Origin of the sequence: Pseudomonas sp. NFACC24-1, assembly GCF_900115235.1 — a bacterium.
Classification (GTDB): domain Bacteria; phylum Pseudomonadota; class Gammaproteobacteria; order Pseudomonadales; family Pseudomonadaceae; genus Aquipseudomonas; species Aquipseudomonas fluorescens_AA.
In genome coordinates this window covers 78,847-95,875 of sequence record NZ_FOVS01000022.1, presented here as the reverse complement: position 1 = coordinate 95,875, position 17,029 = coordinate 78,847, and the positions used below count along the sequence as shown (strand labels likewise).

Genomic DNA, 17,029 nt, shown 5'->3' with positions numbered 1-17,029 from the left:
GGAATGTTGGCAGTACAACCTATTCAGGAAAAGTTCGGGTGGGTGGTATATAGGTACCGCATGCGGGGAGGGGCGATAGGGTAAGCACCATCAATGAGCGCTATGACGTGAGCGCTGACGGATCATTGAGTGATTGTGAGGAATGCCAAAATAGCTTCGCGAGTCGCCTGCGTTTGTTCCTCTCGAGTGGTCCCCGCCGATGGTGAGTAGTGGAGTAGCCAATTTGTGCTTGGAAAATGCCAGGTTGTTGTTCGCGTCATCCTTGAATCAGGGTGAGGGCTGCTTTGCCAAAGAAACGAAAGTGCCTTTCGGCTGTAGGAAAACGCGCATTTCTAGTTGAGACACTTCCTATTCGTTTCAGGTACCACGCCGTTGGGATTGCCATTCACCTGTGCTGCGACGTCTTATTCATCATTCCGAATCGTCCGGCTCAATGCTCCTTCCCAGCGGCAAGGGGCGCAGCCTGAAGCCCATGAATAAGGCCCCTGGAAATGCACTCATCTTTGGATGCCCTCTACACCAACGAAATCTCCCGTGAATCTCTCCGTCACTTGGATGACTTGTACTTGGAGCAACGCCACCTGGAGGGTTACGGCGAAGAAGTCGCGGCATTCGTCAATCGACAAAAAGCATTCGTCCAAGCGCATCCGCCCATCGCTATTTATCGAGTGGCCACCGAGGGCAGCCAGACGCGTTACGGCGGAACGATCCAGCAGGTGTCATCTTCGTTGACGTTCACTTTGGATAATGGCTGGAAAGTGTGCGCCGCGCAGAAAGGCGACCAGGTGGTGTATGCCGATGGCAGCACGGCACGGATCATCACCGGCGCGGGGGAAGCCAATAGCAATATCGCGCTGGTCGGCAGTCGCTTGAGCAATGGTGACGAAATCATCAATACGCTTCAGAAACGTTTCCTGATCATCGTGCGTGAAGGCGTGCCGATGGCGGAGGATTTCCTGCCTGCTCTTAAACGGGCGGATGTTCATCGCCTGCACTCGAATGGGATGAAGGAAGACATCCCATGAACGAGGGGCTGCTGCGCAGCCCAGCGGGAGCAAGCTCGCTCCCACAGTGGAACTGTGGTGTTCGCAATATCCGGGTACGGCACCCAACCCAGTGGGAGCGAGCTTGCTCGCGATGACGGCAGCACAGCCAGCATCTCAGGTACTGACCCACCGCTATCGCGAGCAAGCTCGCTCCCGCATGAGGGTTGTTGGATGGCCTGGCATCAATTGCCAGGCTTCCCGAATGGCCCCAAAGGCGCTTTTTATTGCACCTTCGCCAAATCCCCTTTCAACGCAACACCGGCCATGATCGCGCCGGCGTGGCATTCGTAGGTGGTGGGGTCTTTGCGTTCGTTGCTCTTGTAGAAGCTGACGATGTTGGTGACGGCGTTGGCGCCGGCGTTCTTGGCGGCCTGGTGCAGGCTGATCAGGGCTGATTGCAGCACCCATTCGCAGGCCACTTCATCGGACTTGTTGAAGGCGTTGGTTTTCTTGTTGGTCACGGCGCCGGGGCTGACCACGGTGACGTTGCCAGCCGGTTTGTTGCCGGCCAGGTAGAACTTCACGCTGCCGTCGATCTTGCCGGTGCGGATGGCTTCGGCGACGACCTTGTCGAACGGCAGGAACAGCGCGGTATCACGGGCCTGGCTGAGGCTTGGCAGGGTGCTGAGCAGCAGGGCGGCGGTCACGGCGATTTTCTTCAACGACATCATGGTCTCCTTGACGTAGGGGTAATGGGTTTTGAATCCGATTCAGCGCCAGCGGCGGAAGATCAGCGAGGTGTTGACCCCACCAAAGGCGAAGTTGTTGTTCATCACGTATTCGTTGCTCATCGACCTGAACTCGCTGCGCAGGTAGTCGAGCTGGCCGCATTGAGGGTCGACCTCATCGAGGTTGAAGGTGTGCACGTACAGATCGCTATTCAGCATTTCGATGCTGAACCAGGATTCCAGCGCTCCGCAGGCACCCAGGGTGTGGCCGAGGAAGCTCTTCTGCGAGCTGATGGGCATGTGCTCGCCAAACAGGCTGCTGGTGGCCAGGGTTTCGGCAATGTCGCCCTGTTCGGTGGCGGTGCCATGGCCATTGACGTAGCCGATGGCCGAGGGTTCGAGGCCGGCATCTTCCAGGGCCAGTTCCATGGCCCGGCGCATGGTGACCAGTTCGGGGCGGGTGGCGTGCTGGCCGTCGGCGTTGCTGCCGAAGCCAACGATCTCGGCATGAATCCGTGCGCCACGGGCCAGGGCGTGTTCCAGTTCCTCAAGCACGAGCATGCCGGCGCCTTCGCCGATCACCAGGCCATCGCGGCCTTTGTCGTAGGGACGCGGGCTGGTTTGCGGCGCATCGTTTTTCAGGCTGGTGGCGTAGAGCGCATCGAAGACCATCGCTTCGGTCGGGCACAGTTCTTCCGCACCGCCGGCCAGCATCAACGGCAGGCGCCCGAACTTGATGGCTTCGTAGGCATAGCCGATGCCGTGGCTGCCGCTGGTGCAGGCGCTGGAAGTGGGGATCAGGCGTCCGGTCAGCCCGAAGAAGATGCTGATGTTGGCCGCCGTGGTGTGGGGCATCATGCGCACATAGGAGTTGGCATTCAGGCCTTCGGCCACGCTGTTGAGCAGCATGTTGCCGAACGCCTTGATCTCGTCGGTGCTGCCAGTGGATGAACCGCAGGACACGCCCATACGCCCGTCCTTGATCGATTCGTCGCCCAGCAGGCCAGCGTCGGCCAGGGCCTGTTCCGCCGCCGCGACGGCCAGGCGCGAGACCCGCCCCATGCTGCGCAATTGCTTGCGGGTCCAGTGGGCCGGGACCTGGAAGTCGTCGATGGGGCCGGCCAGGCGCGTGTTCAGTTCGCTGAAACGATCCCACTCATCCATGCGCCGGATGCCGCTGCGGTTGGCGGCGAAATTGGCGGCGATGGTTGGCCAGTCGCTGCCCACCGAGGTGATGCCGGCCATGCCGGTGACGACGACGCGCTTCATCAGCACAAGCCTCCGTTGACGGCCAGGACCTGCCGGGTGATGTAGCCGGCTTCGGCGGACATCAGGAAGTTCACCGCGCCGGCCACTTCTTCCGGGGTGCCCATGCGCTGGGCGGGGATCATTTTCATCAGTTCTTCCACGGGTACGTTTTCATCGAGCATGGCGGTGTCGATCAACCCCGGCGCGACGCAATTGACGGTGATCTTGCGCTTGCCCAGCTCGATTGCCAACGCCTTGGCCGCGCCGATCAAACCGGCCTTCGAAGCGCTGTAGTTGACCTGGCCGCGATTGCCGATCAGCCCGGAAACCGAAGTGATGCAGACGATCCTTCCGGCGGCGCGACGACGGATCATCGGCATCATCACCGGGTGCAGTACGTTGTAGAAACCGTCGAGGTTGGTGCGCATCACCACATCCCAGTCGTCTTCGCTCAGGGCCGGGAAGGCGCCATCGCGGGTCAGGCCGGCATTGAGCACCACGCCGTAATAGGCGCCGTGGGTTTCGACGTCGGCTTCGAGAATGGCCTTGCAGGCGGCGCGGTCGGCCACGTCGAATTGCAGCACCCGGACGTTGCGGCCCAGGGCCTGGATTTGTGCCTGGACCGCCTCGGCCTCGGCGCGGCCGCTGCGGCAGTGCAGCACGATGTCGTGCCCGGCCTGGGCCAGACGCAGGGCGATGGCGCGGCCGATGCCACGGCTGGAGCCGGTGACCAGTACGGATTCAGTCATGGCGGGGTTCCTGTTGCGGACGGTTCATGAAGGTAATGGGCAGCCTGGGGCGGACGGAATACATTGAGCCGGGCCGTGGCATGGATGCCGGGGGCGTGGATGTGGCATTCGAACACGCCCATGCCGTTGTCGTCTTCCAGGGAGCGCACGCCGTGGATGGTCAGCTCGACGCCGACGGGAAAACACTCGACGTTGCATTCGAACTTGCGGGTGCCGAGCAAAAAGCCCAGGGCCACGGCATCACCCCGTTGGCGTGCATGGCAACCGGCAAAGGCCGCGACACTCTGGGCCATCAGCTCGATGCCGACCCAGGCCGGCAGAGCGCCGTCGTCGCGGTTGAACAAACCGCCGGGCTTGACGGTGGCGTGGGTGTGGATCTGTTCGTCATCGAACGACAGGATCCGGTCGATGAGGATCATGTCGCCGGCATGGGGCAGCAGTTCGGCGAGCGGCCAGTCAATCATGGGGCGTCTCCGATAATCAGGCTGACGTTGTTGCCGCCGAAGGCAAATGAATTGCTCATCAGGCGGCGCGGGGTGAACGGGTTCAGGCGGGTGCTGGTGGTGACCCAGTTCAGCGCTGGCAGGGCCGGATCGGCCTGGCCGTCCCAGATGTGCGGCGGCAGGGCCTGGGCAGTGTTTTGTGTGCTCAGGGCCAGCCAGCAGAACGCCGCTTCCAGTGCCCCGGCCGCGCCGAGGGTATGGCCGGTCATGGGTTTGGTGGACGAGCAGGGCACGCCCGCCGGGAACAGCGCGGCCACGGCCTGGCTTTCCATGGCGTCGTTGTGTTGCGTGGCGGTGCCATGCAGGTTCAGGTAGTCGATCTGGCGGGCGTCGAGGCCGGCGCAGCGCAGGGCTTTTTCCATGGCCTGGCGCGCGCCGCGACCGCTGGGTTCGGGCGCGGAGATATGGTGGGCATCGGAACTGGCGCCGTCGCCGAGCAAGGCTATCGGTGTTCCCTCGCCTGGCGTCTTGCTCATGAGAAACAGCACCGCCGCTTCGCCAATGTTGATGCCGCTGCGGTTCACCGAGAACGGATTGCAGCGTTCGTTCGACACCGCTTCCAACGCGGAAAAACCGTTGAGGGTCAGTTTGCACAGGCTGTCCACGCCACCGCACAGCACTGCATCGCACAGGCCCAGGTCCAACAGGCGCCGGGCGCTCATCAAGGCGCGGGCGCTGGAGGTACAGGCCGTGGAAATCACGTAGGACGGGCCGCTCAGGCCGAGCCAGTCGGAAAGAAAGTTGGCCGGCGCGCTGAGTTCCTGTTGCTGGTAGTCGTAGCCGTCGGGGAAGCGCTGCTCGCGCAGGTAGTGGGCAATGCCCTGGCTGGCCTCATCGATGCCCGACGTGCTGGTGCCCAGGACGATGCCGATGCGAGCGCGCCCGTAGGCCTGGATGGCCTGGTCGATCTCCGCGCGAATCTGCAGCCCCGCTTCCAACAGCAGTTGATTATTGCGGCTGCGTTGTGCCGCCAGGGCAGGGGGGATGGGCGCGAGTTCGCCTGGTACCGCGGCGACCGGCAAGGCCCGTTCGGCCACCCAGCCATCCTCGCAGCGCACGCCCGAGCAGTCGCCGGCAAACAGGTTGCGCGCGACAGTGTGCTTGTCGCGGCCCAGGGCGCAGATCACCCCGAGGGCATTCAGGTAGGCGGTCATGGGGCGTTCTCGGTCAACGGTGTGATGCGGTAGCGGGGGCCTTGGGGCAGGCTCATTTCGAAATCCAGCGGCTGCGTGTAGCGCACCTGCCAGCGATTATCGAGGGTCCGTTGCGACGCCTGTCGCCGGGCCGCCGGATAGTTGCCGGACAGTTCGGCGTCGGGGGTCAGGGCAAACAACAGCGCGGCGAACAACTCCCGGGCCTCGGCATTGGGTGGCAGCAGGCCGTCGGCCTGCCACTGGCCGTCGACCAGGCGCTGGCGGGCCACGGGAATGCCCAGCGGGTCCATCATCGACCAACGGATGCCGGTGTCTTCGCGCTGGATCACCAGTAGCCAGTCCTGGCGTTGGCCGGCCAGGGTCCGCTCGATGTGCAGCTGCATCGGCAACGCCAGGGTCGGTGTGCGGGCGGGCAGCGGCGCCTGGCTGGCGCAGGCGCTGAGCAGCAACACACAGGCGATCAGCAGGCCACGGATCATCCGGCAGCCCCTTCGCCAGGCTTGCGCGCCACCACATTGACCAGGGTTTCCTCACGCTCGCCAAATGGCTTGGGCCGGCGCAGGCCAAAGCGCTCCAGCAGGCCGAAATCCCTGGCACGGCTCCACCACAGGTACGGGTAGGAGACGTTGCGGTCTTCGAACCGGAACCCTTGATCGCGGATCATCTGCAGGTACTGCGCGGCACTTTTCTGCACGTGCATGGGGTGACGGAACAGCCAGCGGATCACCCAGGTATCGATGTAGGCTTCGGTGGATTCGGCGAACATCAAATAGCCGCCGGGCTTGAGTACGCGGTAGAACTCGGCGAGGGCTTTTTCCTGCTCCACCAGGTGATGGAACGTCTGGTGGCAGAACAGCAGGTCGACGCTGGCGTCGGGCACCGCCAAGGTCGCGCAGTCGCTGCCGATCAGTTCCACGCTCATGCCTTGGCGCGCGGCTTCCTCCCGGCTCAGGTCCAGGCTGTGAGGGTCGGCATCCACGCCGATCAGGCGTTGTGGCGCGAACACCTGGCGCAGGTACTGGAATGATTTGCCCTGGCCGCAGCCGGCGTCCAGCAGCACCGGGTTGGCCGGCAGCGCGGTGCTGAACAGGCTGCGCAGGTCGTTGATCGCCACGCGCAACACGTGGTGCTGCCAGGTGTGGCTGCGCAGGAACCAGAAGCCGAAGCGGGTTTCTTCGACGTAGTTGTCGCTCAGGTAGCTCATGGTTGCTGACTCGGCGCCGGGCTTGCGCAGATTTCCGAGAGCATGCGCAGGCGCCGCTTGGGTTCACTGACAAACGGGTTGCGTTGATCCCAGGCGTAGCCAGCCAGGATCGAACTGATCATGCGCCGGATGTCGTCCGAGCCTTCGGTGTAGAAAATCACGTCCTGGAAGGTACCGGCGTACCAGCCTTCGACATAGCAGCGGAAGGTGTCGACGCCGCGCTTGAGCGGCTCGGCAAACTCGCTTTGCCAATCGACGCTTTCACCTTGGAGCTGGCGGTGGAGTACATCGGCGGCCATGCTCGCCGAACGCATGGCAATGGTCACGCCGGAGGAGAACACCGGGTCGAGGAATTCCGCGGCGTTGCCCAACAGGGCAAAGCCAGGGCCGTGCAGGGTCTTGACGTTGGCCGAGTAGCCGCCGATGGTCCGCGCCGGGGTGTCCCACTCCGCATTTTGCAGTACGCCGGCCAGGCTTGGGGTTTCGTCGATGAAACCACGCAGGCAGGCATCGAGGTCGTCGGTGCGGCCGGCGAAATGTTCCGCCGCTGCTACCACGCCCACCGAGCAGCGCCCGCCGCTGAACGGAATGGTCCAGAACCACACGTCACGTTTGCTCGGGTGGGTGGTGATGAGGATCTTTTCCCGGTCGAACGCCGGAGCGTCGATGCGATCCTCGATGTGCGTGAACACCGCCTGGCGCAGCGGGAAGTTCGACGGCGCCTCAAGGTCCAGCAGGCGCGGCAGGACGCGACCGTAGCCGCTGGCATCGAGCACGAAGTCAGCCTCGACGCAGTACTCGCTGCCGTCTTCACGCTGCACGCCCAGTCGTGGTTTGGCGAGGGTGAAATCGGCACTGGCAATCGCTTGGCCGTAGCGGATTTCCACGCCTTGCAGGGCGGCCTGGTCGGCCAGCAATTTGTCGAAGTCGGCCCGTTGCACCTGGAAAGTGGTGGGCTTGCCGTTGCTGAAGGTATCGCCGAAGTCGAAGGCGCTGTAGCGCTCGCCCCAGGCGAACGCGGCGCCGTTCTTGCGCTGGAACCCGGCGGCATTCACCGCGTCGAGCATGCCGGCTTCTTCAACGAAATCCAGGCAATGGGACAACAGGCTTTCACCGATGGAGAACCGTGGGAAATGCTGGCGTTCGATGACCAGCACATCGTGGCCCTTGCGCTTGAGCAGCGCGGCGGCGATGGCCCCGGAGGGACCGGCACCGATGATGACGACCTGGCGATATTCCGTTTCAGTGACAGGCATTGGGATTCCTTGAATATCCGTAATCATCGTTGGTCTTCTTGAGCGGATGCGGGGTGTTCGTGACGCCCGGCCCACGGCGCCAGCATGAAGCTGAAAGCCAGCCCCAGGCTCACCGCCAGGCCAAAATTACTCACTGCCGGTGTGCTGGACAGCGCCAGCAAGCCGAACGACAGCCAGGTGGTGATCGCTGCCAGGAAAGTGCCTAGCAGGCTCACCGCTGCGCCACCAATCTGCTCGCGCATCAGGATCGCGTAATCGACGCCGATGGCCGTCACCAGCAGCAGGCCGAACAGGCTGAACAGCGTCAGTGGCTGCCCCAGCCAGCCAAGGCTCGCCAGGCTGCACAGCGCGGCCAGCAGTGGCAGGGCGACGATGCGCAAGGCCGCACCGACCCCGAACGGCCAGATCAGCACCAGCACGATCAGCACGCAGGAGGCCAGTTTCAACTCGGCGGCGCTGACCTGCGTGGCGGCGAAGACTCGGTTCAGGTCGCCCAAGCGATCCACCAGTTGTACCCCCGGCAGGTCCACGGCTTGCACCCGCAGCAGCGCGGCATCGTTCAAGCCTTGCAGGCTGATCATCGCGGCCACGCCTTGGGCGGTGGGGCCGAGCCAGAGCGTGCGGTACGGCTCGGCCAGGGGCCCGGCCAGCGCGGCATCGATGTCGGTCACCGGCAAGGCCTGCAATTGCGCCAGTTCCGCTTGCAGCGCGGCGACCGGCACGCCCAGGTCCAGCAACGGCTGCCAGACAGCTGGCAAGCGGGCCAGGGCCTCACGCACCTTCTGCTGTTCGGCGGGTGGGCTCACCAGTTGGTTCAGCGACAGGTAGCCCTGGAGTTTTTCCAGGGCGATCAACTGATCCAGCCGCTCGTTGAGGGCGGTCTGGCGCTCCAGCAGTTGAGACTGATTGTCGGCGCGGATCAGGAAGAACTGGCTGGTGGGCTGGAAGCCGGTGATGCGCGCGATGTCGCGGGCTTCGTCGGTGAGGTGCTGAGGCGTGCCGATCCACTGGCGGATGTCGTTTTTCGTGGTCAGGTGCCAGAGGCCGCCCGCGCAGAAGCTCAGCAGCAACACCAGCAGCACTGGCGTCGGCACCCGTGCCAACAACGCCTGGCGGATCTGGAGCAGGCCTTCGCACAGCCGCAGCGGCCACTGGGCCGGACGCAAATCCGCACCGTTGAGCAGCGCTGGCAACAGGCACACGGCGGTCAAGTAGGCACCCACCAGCCCGGCGGCGGAAAATATCGCGATCTGGGTCAGGGCCGGGAACGGCGTCCAGGCCAGGGCCAGGTAGCCAATGCAGGTGGTCGCCAGGCTCAGGCTCAGCCCCGGCAGGGTCAGGCGCAAGGCCGGCCAACTGCGCCATGGCTTGAGGCTCCAGCTCTTGGACAGGTAGTGCAGGGGGTAATCCACCGCGACGCCGATCAGGCTGGACCCCAATACCAGGGTCATCACATGCATGCGTCCGAACAAGGCCACGCACGCCACCGCGCCGAACAGCATGCCCACCAGCACCGGCACGAACGCCAGCCACACCCGCAAGCGTCGGAAGGCCAGCAACAGCAGCAGTAGAATGCCGACCGTCGCGCCACCGCCGACCCAGGTGATTTCCCGCGACGCCTGTTGCTGGCCGCTGGCGGCGTACAGCAGGCCGCTGGCCGCCAGCAGTTGCCCTTGGGCCTGGCTCGCCTGGTCGCGGCTGCGTTGCAGCAGCTCGGCCACTTGCAGCGGCAGGTTCATGTCGAAGGCGGTACCCTGGGCACGGGCCCGCAGCATCACCCAACTTTTACCGTCGGCATCGGCGACCAGGGCCCCGCTGCCGATGTCGAATTTGATCGCGCCGCGTTGGGGCTGGCTGTTCTGGATACGCCCGGTCAGGCCCAGCCAATCGTCCTGGTTCGGCACCAGGCTGAAGCCGCTGAACGGGTCGAACAGGGCCTGCACCCGTTGCTGGATGAACGCCTGGGGCTGTTCGATCAGTTGCTGCCGGTCCGCCGCCGAGAGCATTGCCAAGCGCCCGTTGAGCAGTTGCGTACGCAGCGCCGGCAAGTCGGCCTGCATTGTCCACTGCACCTTGTCGAACAGGCCGCTGGCTTGCCATCGCTCGCCGAGGGTTTGCGCCAGGGCGATGGCTTGCTGGCGATCGGCATGCCCGACCAGCACCAGCACCTCGCGGTTGAGCGGTTCCTGCATGCGCTGTTCGGCGATCAGTTCCAGGGCATCGGGCGACGTGCCCGGCACCAGCTCCATGAGATTGGCCGACAGCGGCGCGCCGTTGCGCCACTGCCAGCCGGCGAGCGCGAGCACGGCCAGCAGCAGGATCAGGAACAGCCGGGGCAGCATCCGTTCACTCGGCAAAATCATGTTGCTCCGCTTCGCTCAAAGGTTGCGCGCTGGTGGCGTCCTGCATGCGCAGCACGGTGCTGTCGCCCTGGGTTTCCAGCAGTTCGATGCGCTGGACCAGTTCGCCGCCGTCAATGTTGATCTGGTTGAAGACCTGCTTGAGCAGCACCGAGCGCGGGGTCAGGGTGAGTTTCCACTGCTGCGGTTCGCCCGACAGGCTCAGTTCGAAATCCCGTTGCAATCCACTGCTGTCGCCCTGCAATACCGTCAGGAACAGGCGGTTCTGCTCGGCGCCGGCGCTCTTGTTCGGCAGCATCTGCCAGGCATTGCCATCCCGCCGGGCGATGCCCTGGGCGGTAATGCGGTAGTCCTGTTGCAGCGGGGTTTGCAGCAGCCACAGCAGGCCGTGGTTTTTCGCCAGTACGAAGCGGCCCTTGCTGGTGAGCGGCTGGGGCAGGGCACGCAGGTGTTTTTCCTGGATGAACTGGCCGTGGATCACCTCCGGGCGGGCCAGTTGGTCGCTCAACTGCTGCAGGTCGAAGGCCTGGGCCAACGGCGCCAGGCAACACAGCAGCAACCAGATCGACAAACGTTTCATGGCAGTTTCCTTTCGACGGCTTCGACAAAGACCCGGGGCGAGGCCAGCAGCATTTCGCGGCTGGCGATGTCCACCGCCACTTGTACCGAACTGGCGCGGGTCAGGCGCTCGCCGGTGGCTGCGTCGCTGATCAGGTAATTGATCTTCAGCCGGTTTTCCCACTCCACCAGGCTGGCACGCACGGTCAGGGCCTGGCCGAACACGGCGCTGCGCACGTAGCGCAGTTGCAGGTCGATGACCGGCCACGCATGGCCGGATTCGAGCATGTCGTTGTAGTTGTGGCCGATCAGGTCGAGCAGCGCACAGCGGGCCACTTCCAGGTATTTGACGTAGTGGCCGTGCCAGACCACGTTCATCGAATCGACGTCGAAAAACGGCACCACAATGGGGGTGTCGACGTGCAGAACGCCTTGGCTACGCATGCAGCCTCCAACGTTGTTCGGCGATGCGTTGCAGGCACAGGCGCAGTTCGCCTTCCAGGGCGCGGTCTTCGATGACCGGGGCGAAATCCTCCGCCAGTTGCTGGTGCATGGCGGCCAGGGCCGGCGGCAACGGCCGCGCGTCTTCGCCGCGACTGCGCAACCATACGCCCTGGTTGGCCGCCAGCAACGTGGCGGCGGCGACCTGTTCGGTCAGTTCCAGCACGCGGATCGCGTCCCGGGCGGCGATGGTGCCCATGCTCACCTTGTCTTGGTTGTGACATTCGGTGGAACGTGAGAACACGCTGGCCGGCATGGTGTTTTTCAGGGCCTCGGCGGTCCAGGCGCTGGTGCCGATCTGCACGGCCTTGAACCCGTGGTTGAGCATCGCCCGCTCGGCGCTCGCGCCGGACAGGTTGCTCGGCAGGCCGTGGTTGTAGCGCTCGTCCACCAGCAAGGCAAGTTGCCGGTCGAGCAGGTCGGCGACGTTGGCCACCAGGTTCTTCAGGCTGTCCATGGCGAAGGCGATATGCCCGCCGTAGAAATGCCCGCCGTGCAGCACGCGCTCGGCTTCGGCGTCGATGATCGGATTGTCGTTGGCGCTGTTGAGTTCGGTCTCGATGAACGAGCGCAGCCAGTTCAGGCTGTCGGCCAATACGCCGAGCACGTGGGGGGCGCAGCGCAGGGAATAGCGATCCTGCAGGCGATGCAGCGGCGCGGTCGGCGCGTCGATGGCCAGGTCCTTGCGCAGCCACGCGGCGACTTGCATCTGGCCGGGGTGTGGCTTGGCGGCGAACAGGCGCTCGTCGAAATGTTCCGGGTTGCCTTGCAGGGCGACGACGTTCAACGCGGTGATACGGGTCGCCAGTTGCAGCAGGTAGTCGGCCCGGGCGAAGGCCAGGCAGGCCAGGCCGGTCATCACAGCGGTGCCGTTCATCAGCGCCAGGGCTTCCTTGGGCCGCAGCACCAGTGGGGTCCAGCCCAACTCACGGTGCACGTCGGCGGCCAGGCGCCGCTCGCCGCGGAACATCACTTCCCGTTCGCCGGACAACGTGGCCGCCACATAGGACAGCGGCGTCAGGTCACCGCTGGCGCCCACCGAGCCTTCTTCCGGGATCAACGGCAAGATGTCGTGTTCGAGGAAGGCCTGGAGCCGTTCCAGCAGTTCCACCCGCACCCCCGACACGCCGTGGCACAGCGACTGCAAGCGCGCCGCCAGCACTGCGCGGGTGGCCTGGGCGTCCAGCAGCTTGCCCAGGCCACAGCCGTGGAACGTGTACAGGTGACGCGGCAGGGCCTCGACGTGGTGCAGTGGTACCGCCACCACGCAAGAGTCACCGTAGCCGGTGGTCACGCCGTAGATCACGCCTTCCTTGTCCAGCAAGGAGTCGAGGAATTGCGCACCCTTGGCGATGCGCTGGCGGAACGCCGGGTCATCCTGCAACTGCGTCGGGGCCTGACGGTTGGCCAGGGCCAGCACATCTTCGATGCGCAGGGGGCGTTCGCCGAAAGTTACCGGCTCAAGAGTGGGCATCGTCATCGGTCTTCCAGAAAGGGTAAAAGTTGAACCACTGTTGGGGGCCTTGGAGGCAGTACTGCGCCAGGCGCTCGGCATAGTGGCCGGCCCAATGGGCGATCGCTTGCTCGCGGTCGTTGCGTTTCCACACCACGGCCTCGGCGAAGGGCTCGAGGGTGACGCGATAGCGCCCCTCATGCTTGAGGCACATCAGCAGGTTGACCGGGCATTTCAGCAGGCCGGCCAGCAGCCAGGGTCCTTGGGGGAATGCCGCCGGGTGGCCCATGAAGTCCACGATCACGCTGCGCCCGCCGTGCAGCGGTACACGGTCGCCGGCAATCGCCAGCCATTCGCCGCGCTCCAGGCGCTCGCTCAGTTGCAACATGATCACCGGGTTCAGCTCACTGACCTGGATCAGCCGCAAGTGCGTGGCGCCGGCCTCGCCCAGCAAACGGTTGAACTGCTCGGCGTGCTTGGTGTGCACCAGCACGTTCATGGTCACTTTCTCGCCCAGTTCGGCCAGGGCCCGGCACATCTCCAGGTTGCCCAGGTGCGCGCCCACCAGCATTTGCCCGCGAGCATCGCGCAGGTGATTGCGCAGCAGCGCCGGGTCGACGATTTCGATCTGGTCGATGCTCAGCTTGCCGTTCCAGACGTCGAGCTTGTCGAGCAAGGAATCGGCGAACGCCATGAATTGCCCGAACACCCGCCAGCGGGTCGGGCGCAGTTCGGGGCGTGCGCTCCAGTCGGCCAGGCGTTGCTGGTATTGCCAGGCCGCCTGGCGCGCGCTGCGGCCGAAAATGAAAAAGTACAGGACGATGCCGTACAGCACCGGGGTCAGCAAGCGCCGGCCGAGCACCTTGGCGGCGAGCGCGGTGAGTTTCATCAGCCAGAAACTGCCGCGCTCCTGGCGGTCGGCCCAATGTTGCTTGTCTGCCTGAAGGCTCATGTCCGCCACCGTCGCCAGAGGATCAGGGGCGCGCGCACCAGCATGCCGAAGAACAGCCGGGTGTGCATGCTGGAAATCAGCACGTTGTCGTGGAACAGGCGAAAATGCGAAACCCCGTCCTGAGGGTAATGGACCCGGGTGTGCAGCCAGTGCATCGGCTGATTGCGCCAGGCCAGGCGCACCAGGATGTCCGAGTCGAAATCCATGCGCTTGCCGATATTGGCCGAGTCGATCAGCGCCAGGGTCGGTGCCAAGGGGTAGACCCGAAAGCCGCACATCGAGTCGCGGATTTGCAGGGACAGGCTGTTGATCCAGACCATGACGTGGGTCAGGTAGCGCGCGTACAGGCGACCTTTCGGCACACTGGCGTCGTAGTGCGGATAGCCGCAGATCACTGCGTCCGGGTGGGCACGGGATTGCTCGATGAAGGTCTTCACGTCGCCCAGGTCGTGCTGCCCGTCGGCGTCCACTTGCAAGGCGTGGCTGAAACCCAGGCGCGACGCTTCCCGCAAGCCGGTCATGACCGCGCCGCCCTTGCCCTGGTTGACGGCCAGCCTGACCAGATGCACCTGCTCGCCCTCGGCCAGCCGTTCCAGTACGGCGGCACATGCCGGGTTGCTGGCGTCATCCACCAGCACGCAGGGCAGGCCGTTGGCGAGCAACGCCTGGACCACCGCCGAGATGGCGGTTTCGTGGTTGTAGACCGGGATGACGGCGCAGGGGTTATGCATATTTTCCGCCTTCCAACGAGCCACTGTGCACCGCCTCCCTGTGGCGAGGGGATTTATCCCCGCTGGGTTGCGCAGCGACCCCAAATTCTGTGCAACGACACAGACTGATGGCGAGCGCTTCGCACTCGAGCGGGGATAAATCCCCTCGCCACAGGAGGGCAGTGTGAGCATTAATCATCAGCCATCCCCAACACAATCCGCCCGCTGGAACAGGCCGCCGTGGCATTGCGGTAGGCAAAGTACAGCTTGCCGCGCTCGCGGTCGAAGCGTAGGTGCAGTTGGATGTCGTCACCGGGGCGCACCAGTTGCTGGAATTTCAGCACCTCCATGCCGACGAACCGGGGCGGCAGGTCCAGCAGTTGGCGGCCCAGGCTCAAGGCCCAGTCGACCTGCACCACGCCGGGCAATACCGGGGCGGTGGGGAAGTGGCCGCTGAAGTACGCAAGGTCAGGCGGCACGACCAGTTGCAGGCTCCACTCACCGTCGGTTTCGACCTGCTCCAACACGTCGGGGGTTTTGGGGCGTGGCGCCATCAGCAGCGCCTCGACCTCGGCCTGGGGCAGCTTGCCCTGGGCGTTGAGCGGCAACTGCCGCAGCCAGCGCCAGCGCCGTGGCAGGGCGAGGGTTTCGCAATGTTCGCTCAGGTGCCGGCGCAGGCCCTCGGTCACGGCCCGCCGACCCTGGTTGCGCAAGACCCGCAGGCCAGCCTCGCTCAACACCAGCAGCGCGCCGAGGGAGGCGCGATTCTCCTGCACCACCCCCAGCCGCGCTTCGCTGACCCAGTCGTGGGCCACCAGCGCCTGTTCGAGCATGGGCAGGGAGATGCGTTTCTCTTCGAGCTTGACGATACGGTCCAGTCGCCCGAGCAGCTCGAAGCGGCCATCTTCGGCGATTCGCGCCGCGTCGGCGGTGTGTTCCACATGCCCGGCGGGCAGATAAGGCGAAGCGATCAGCAAGGCGCCGTCGCTGTCCTGGTTCAGCTCGACGTCGGCAAAGGGCTGCCACCATGGGTCACCCTGGCGCCAGGCGATACCGCCGGTTTCCGAGCTGCCGAAAATTTCCGTCGGCCATTGTCCCAGGCGTCGCTGCAAGCTTTGCGCGGCCTCGACTGGCAAGGCGCCGCCGGAGGAGAACACCCGGCGCACGCTGCTCAGGGCCGGCCAATCGAGGTTATCGCCCATGCGCTTGAGCAACGCCGGGCTGGCGACCCAGGCGAACACCGGTTGCTCGCGGCTGGCGCGTTGCAGGTCTTCGGGGAACGCCAATTGCCTGCGCATGAACGGACGCCCGGCACACAGCGGCCACAGCACTCGGAACAGCAGCCCGTAGATGTGCTGGGTGGCAACGCTGCCGATCATGCAGGCCGGGCCCAGGTCGGCGCCCCACAACTGTTCCAGGGCCTGGACTTCGTTACTCAACTGCCGCAGGGTTTTCTCGATGCGCTTGGGTTCGCCGCTGGAGCCGGAGGTGCACAGGCTCAGCCAGCAGTGATCGAGGTCCAGCTCGGCGGCGTCCATCGGCGCACATCGCAAGTCGTCGGGATGGGTGTCGCCGGGCTGGTCGGTCAGCCACAGGTCCACCGCCGCCGCCCAGCGCTGGCGTGTCTGCGCTTGCAGGTCGGCGGGAAGCAGGACGCGCACCCCGGCGTGCCAGGCACCGAGCAGGGCGATGGCCAGGTCGGCGGCATCTTCCAGATGCACCGCCACATGGCGCACACCCCGGGCTTGCAGGCCGCCCGCCAGGCGCAACGCCGCGTCCCGCAGTTGCGAATGATCCAGCGCCGGAGCGACCGTGACGGCGCGTTCCGGCTGAGCCCTGAGCAACATCCGCTCAAGTGTTATCCAATTCATGGGCGGCCTCTTACTCGTTGTCGTATGAGCCATTCAATGGCAAACAGCAGCCCCATCAATCCGTAGGAAATCAGGCCGGTGTACAACATCCACCAGCTCAGCGGCGCCCAGAGGGTCAGGGCGGCGGCGAGCAAACCGTTACACAGGAAAAACACACTCCAGGCCACCGTGACCTGACGCGTATAGACCACCGCCTTGGCCGGCAGTTGCGGTTCGCGCAAGCGGGCCAGGCGTTCGATCATTGGCGGGCCGTATTTCAGGCTCAGGGCAAACAGCCCGAGCATGAACCCGCTGATCAGTACCGGGTACCAGCGCAGCAGGAGCGGGCTGTCGAACAGCGCGAGCAACACGCAAAACACGATCGCCGTGGTCGCCATCCAGCGGCTGCCGTCACCGCCCTTGCCTAGCAACGCCCGGGCCAGCCACAGGCTACCCAGCAGCAGCCCGAACTGCCACGGGGCGAAATGCTCCATGCCGAAATACACCGCAAAGGGATACAGCAGGCCTGCCAGCAGCAGGCCGAGGCCAATCAGCCGGGTCATGCGGCCGGTTGAACCAGTCGATAGACCGCCTCGACCACGTCATTGACGGTGCGCACCGACTTGAATTCCTCGGCGGCGATTTTCTTGCCGGTCTGGCGCTTGATGTGGTCGATCAGGTCAACCGCATCGATGCTGTCGATTTCCAGGTCCTGGTACAGGTTCGATTCCAGCGTCACGCGCTCAGGGTCCAGCTCGAAAAGCTCGACCAGAGCATCGCGCAGGGTGTTGAAAATATCGTCACGAGTTTGCATGGT

General features: G+C 64.6%; 18 protein-coding genes. 1 reads left to right on the top strand and 17 read right to left on the bottom strand.

Features of this window, described 5'->3' with window-relative positions:
- Positions 1 to 491 precede the first annotated feature (491 nt).
- The gene (locus BM317_RS20120; RefSeq protein WP_092173621.1) at positions 492 to 1,025 is read left to right on the top strand and encodes a PAAR domain-containing protein; all 534 of its coding nucleotides are present in this window, start codon (positions 492 to 494) and stop codon (positions 1,023 to 1,025) included.
- A gap of 242 nt (positions 1,026 to 1,267) precedes the next feature.
- On the opposite strand, the gene BM317_RS20115 is transcribed toward BM317_RS20120, so the two are convergent.
- From BM317_RS20115 to BM317_RS20035, 17 genes are all read right to left on the bottom strand, one after another.
- On the bottom strand, positions 1,268 to 1,714 hold the full coding sequence (locus tag BM317_RS20115; protein WP_003197008.1) for a hypothetical protein: 447 nt from the start codon (positions 1,712 to 1,714) through the stop codon (positions 1,268 to 1,270).
- A 42-nt stretch (positions 1,715 to 1,756) separates the two neighbouring features.
- Entirely contained in the window at positions 1,757 to 2,983 is a 1,227-nt protein-coding gene (locus tag BM317_RS20110; protein WP_092173616.1) for a beta-ketoacyl-ACP synthase, read from the bottom strand.
- Complete coding sequence (locus tag BM317_RS20105; RefSeq protein WP_092173613.1) at positions 2,983 to 3,711, bottom strand: 3-ketoacyl-ACP reductase FabG2; 729 nt, start codon at positions 3,709 to 3,711, stop codon at positions 2,983 to 2,985. The genes BM317_RS20110 and BM317_RS20105 overlap by 1 nt, the downstream gene beginning before the upstream one ends.
- Positions 3,708 to 4,175, bottom strand: coding sequence for a hotdog family protein (locus tag BM317_RS20100; RefSeq protein WP_092173609.1), 468 nt, complete (start codon positions 4,173 to 4,175; stop codon positions 3,708 to 3,710). Before BM317_RS20100 ends, BM317_RS20105 begins: the two co-directional genes overlap by 4 nt.
- A complete protein-coding gene (locus BM317_RS20095; protein ID WP_092173604.1) occupies positions 4,172 to 5,368 on the bottom strand; it encodes a beta-ketoacyl-[acyl-carrier-protein] synthase family protein in 1,197 nt (398 codons plus the stop codon). The genes BM317_RS20100 and BM317_RS20095 overlap by 4 nt, the downstream gene beginning before the upstream one ends.
- The gene (locus BM317_RS20090; protein ID WP_060739522.1) at positions 5,365 to 5,847 is read right to left on the bottom strand and encodes a DUF3261 domain-containing protein; all 483 of its coding nucleotides are present in this window, start codon (positions 5,845 to 5,847) and stop codon (positions 5,365 to 5,367) included. Before BM317_RS20090 ends, BM317_RS20095 begins: the two co-directional genes overlap by 4 nt.
- Positions 5,844 to 6,572, bottom strand: coding sequence for a class I SAM-dependent methyltransferase (locus tag BM317_RS20085; protein ID WP_092475881.1), 729 nt, complete (start codon positions 6,570 to 6,572; stop codon positions 5,844 to 5,846). The genes BM317_RS20090 and BM317_RS20085 overlap by 4 nt, the downstream gene beginning before the upstream one ends.
- A complete protein-coding gene (locus tag BM317_RS20080) occupies positions 6,569 to 7,828 on the bottom strand; it encodes an NAD(P)/FAD-dependent oxidoreductase (protein WP_092173592.1) in 1,260 nt (419 codons plus the stop codon). Before BM317_RS20080 ends, BM317_RS20085 begins: the two co-directional genes overlap by 4 nt.
- Positions 7,829 to 7,851: 23 nt before the next feature.
- Positions 7,852 to 10,191 carry an MMPL family transporter gene (locus tag BM317_RS20075; RefSeq protein ID WP_092475878.1) on the bottom strand — a complete coding sequence of 780 codons (2,340 nt, stop codon included), beginning with the start codon at positions 10,189 to 10,191 and terminating at the stop codon, positions 7,852 to 7,854.
- Positions 10,175 to 10,768, bottom strand: a complete 594-nt coding sequence (locus tag BM317_RS20070; protein ID WP_092475875.1) for an outer membrane lipoprotein carrier protein LolA — start codon at positions 10,766 to 10,768, stop codon at positions 10,175 to 10,177. The genes BM317_RS20075 and BM317_RS20070 overlap by 17 nt, the downstream gene beginning before the upstream one ends.
- Positions 10,765 to 11,190, bottom strand: a complete 426-nt coding sequence (locus tag BM317_RS20065) for an acyl-CoA thioesterase (RefSeq protein ID WP_092173580.1) — start codon at positions 11,188 to 11,190, stop codon at positions 10,765 to 10,767. Before BM317_RS20065 ends, BM317_RS20070 begins: the two co-directional genes overlap by 4 nt.
- Positions 11,183 to 12,727, bottom strand: a complete 1,545-nt coding sequence (gene hutH, locus BM317_RS20060) for an HAL/PAL/TAL family ammonia-lyase (protein WP_092173575.1) — start codon at positions 12,725 to 12,727, stop codon at positions 11,183 to 11,185. Before hutH ends, BM317_RS20065 begins: the two co-directional genes overlap by 8 nt.
- Positions 12,708 to 13,652 carry an LpxL/LpxP family acyltransferase gene (locus BM317_RS20055; RefSeq protein WP_092173571.1) on the bottom strand — a complete coding sequence of 315 codons (945 nt, stop codon included), beginning with the start codon at positions 13,650 to 13,652 and terminating at the stop codon, positions 12,708 to 12,710. The genes hutH and BM317_RS20055 overlap by 20 nt, the downstream gene beginning before the upstream one ends.
- Entirely contained in the window at positions 13,649 to 14,383 is a 735-nt protein-coding gene (locus BM317_RS20050) for a glycosyltransferase family 2 protein (RefSeq protein ID WP_092173568.1), read from the bottom strand. Before BM317_RS20050 ends, BM317_RS20055 begins: the two co-directional genes overlap by 4 nt.
- A 170-nt stretch (positions 14,384 to 14,553) precedes the next feature.
- Entirely contained in the window at positions 14,554 to 16,233 is a 1,680-nt protein-coding gene (locus BM317_RS20045) for an ApeI family dehydratase (RefSeq protein ID WP_092475871.1), read from the bottom strand.
- Complete coding sequence (locus tag BM317_RS20040) at positions 16,230 to 16,775, bottom strand: COG4648 family protein (RefSeq protein ID WP_072407257.1); 546 nt, start codon at positions 16,773 to 16,775, stop codon at positions 16,230 to 16,232. Before BM317_RS20040 ends, BM317_RS20045 begins: the two co-directional genes overlap by 4 nt.
- Complete coding sequence (locus BM317_RS20035; RefSeq protein WP_030140951.1) at positions 16,772 to 17,026, bottom strand: acyl carrier protein; 255 nt, start codon at positions 17,024 to 17,026, stop codon at positions 16,772 to 16,774. The genes BM317_RS20040 and BM317_RS20035 overlap by 4 nt, the downstream gene beginning before the upstream one ends.
- Between the last annotated feature and the right edge of the window lie 3 nt (positions 17,027 to 17,029).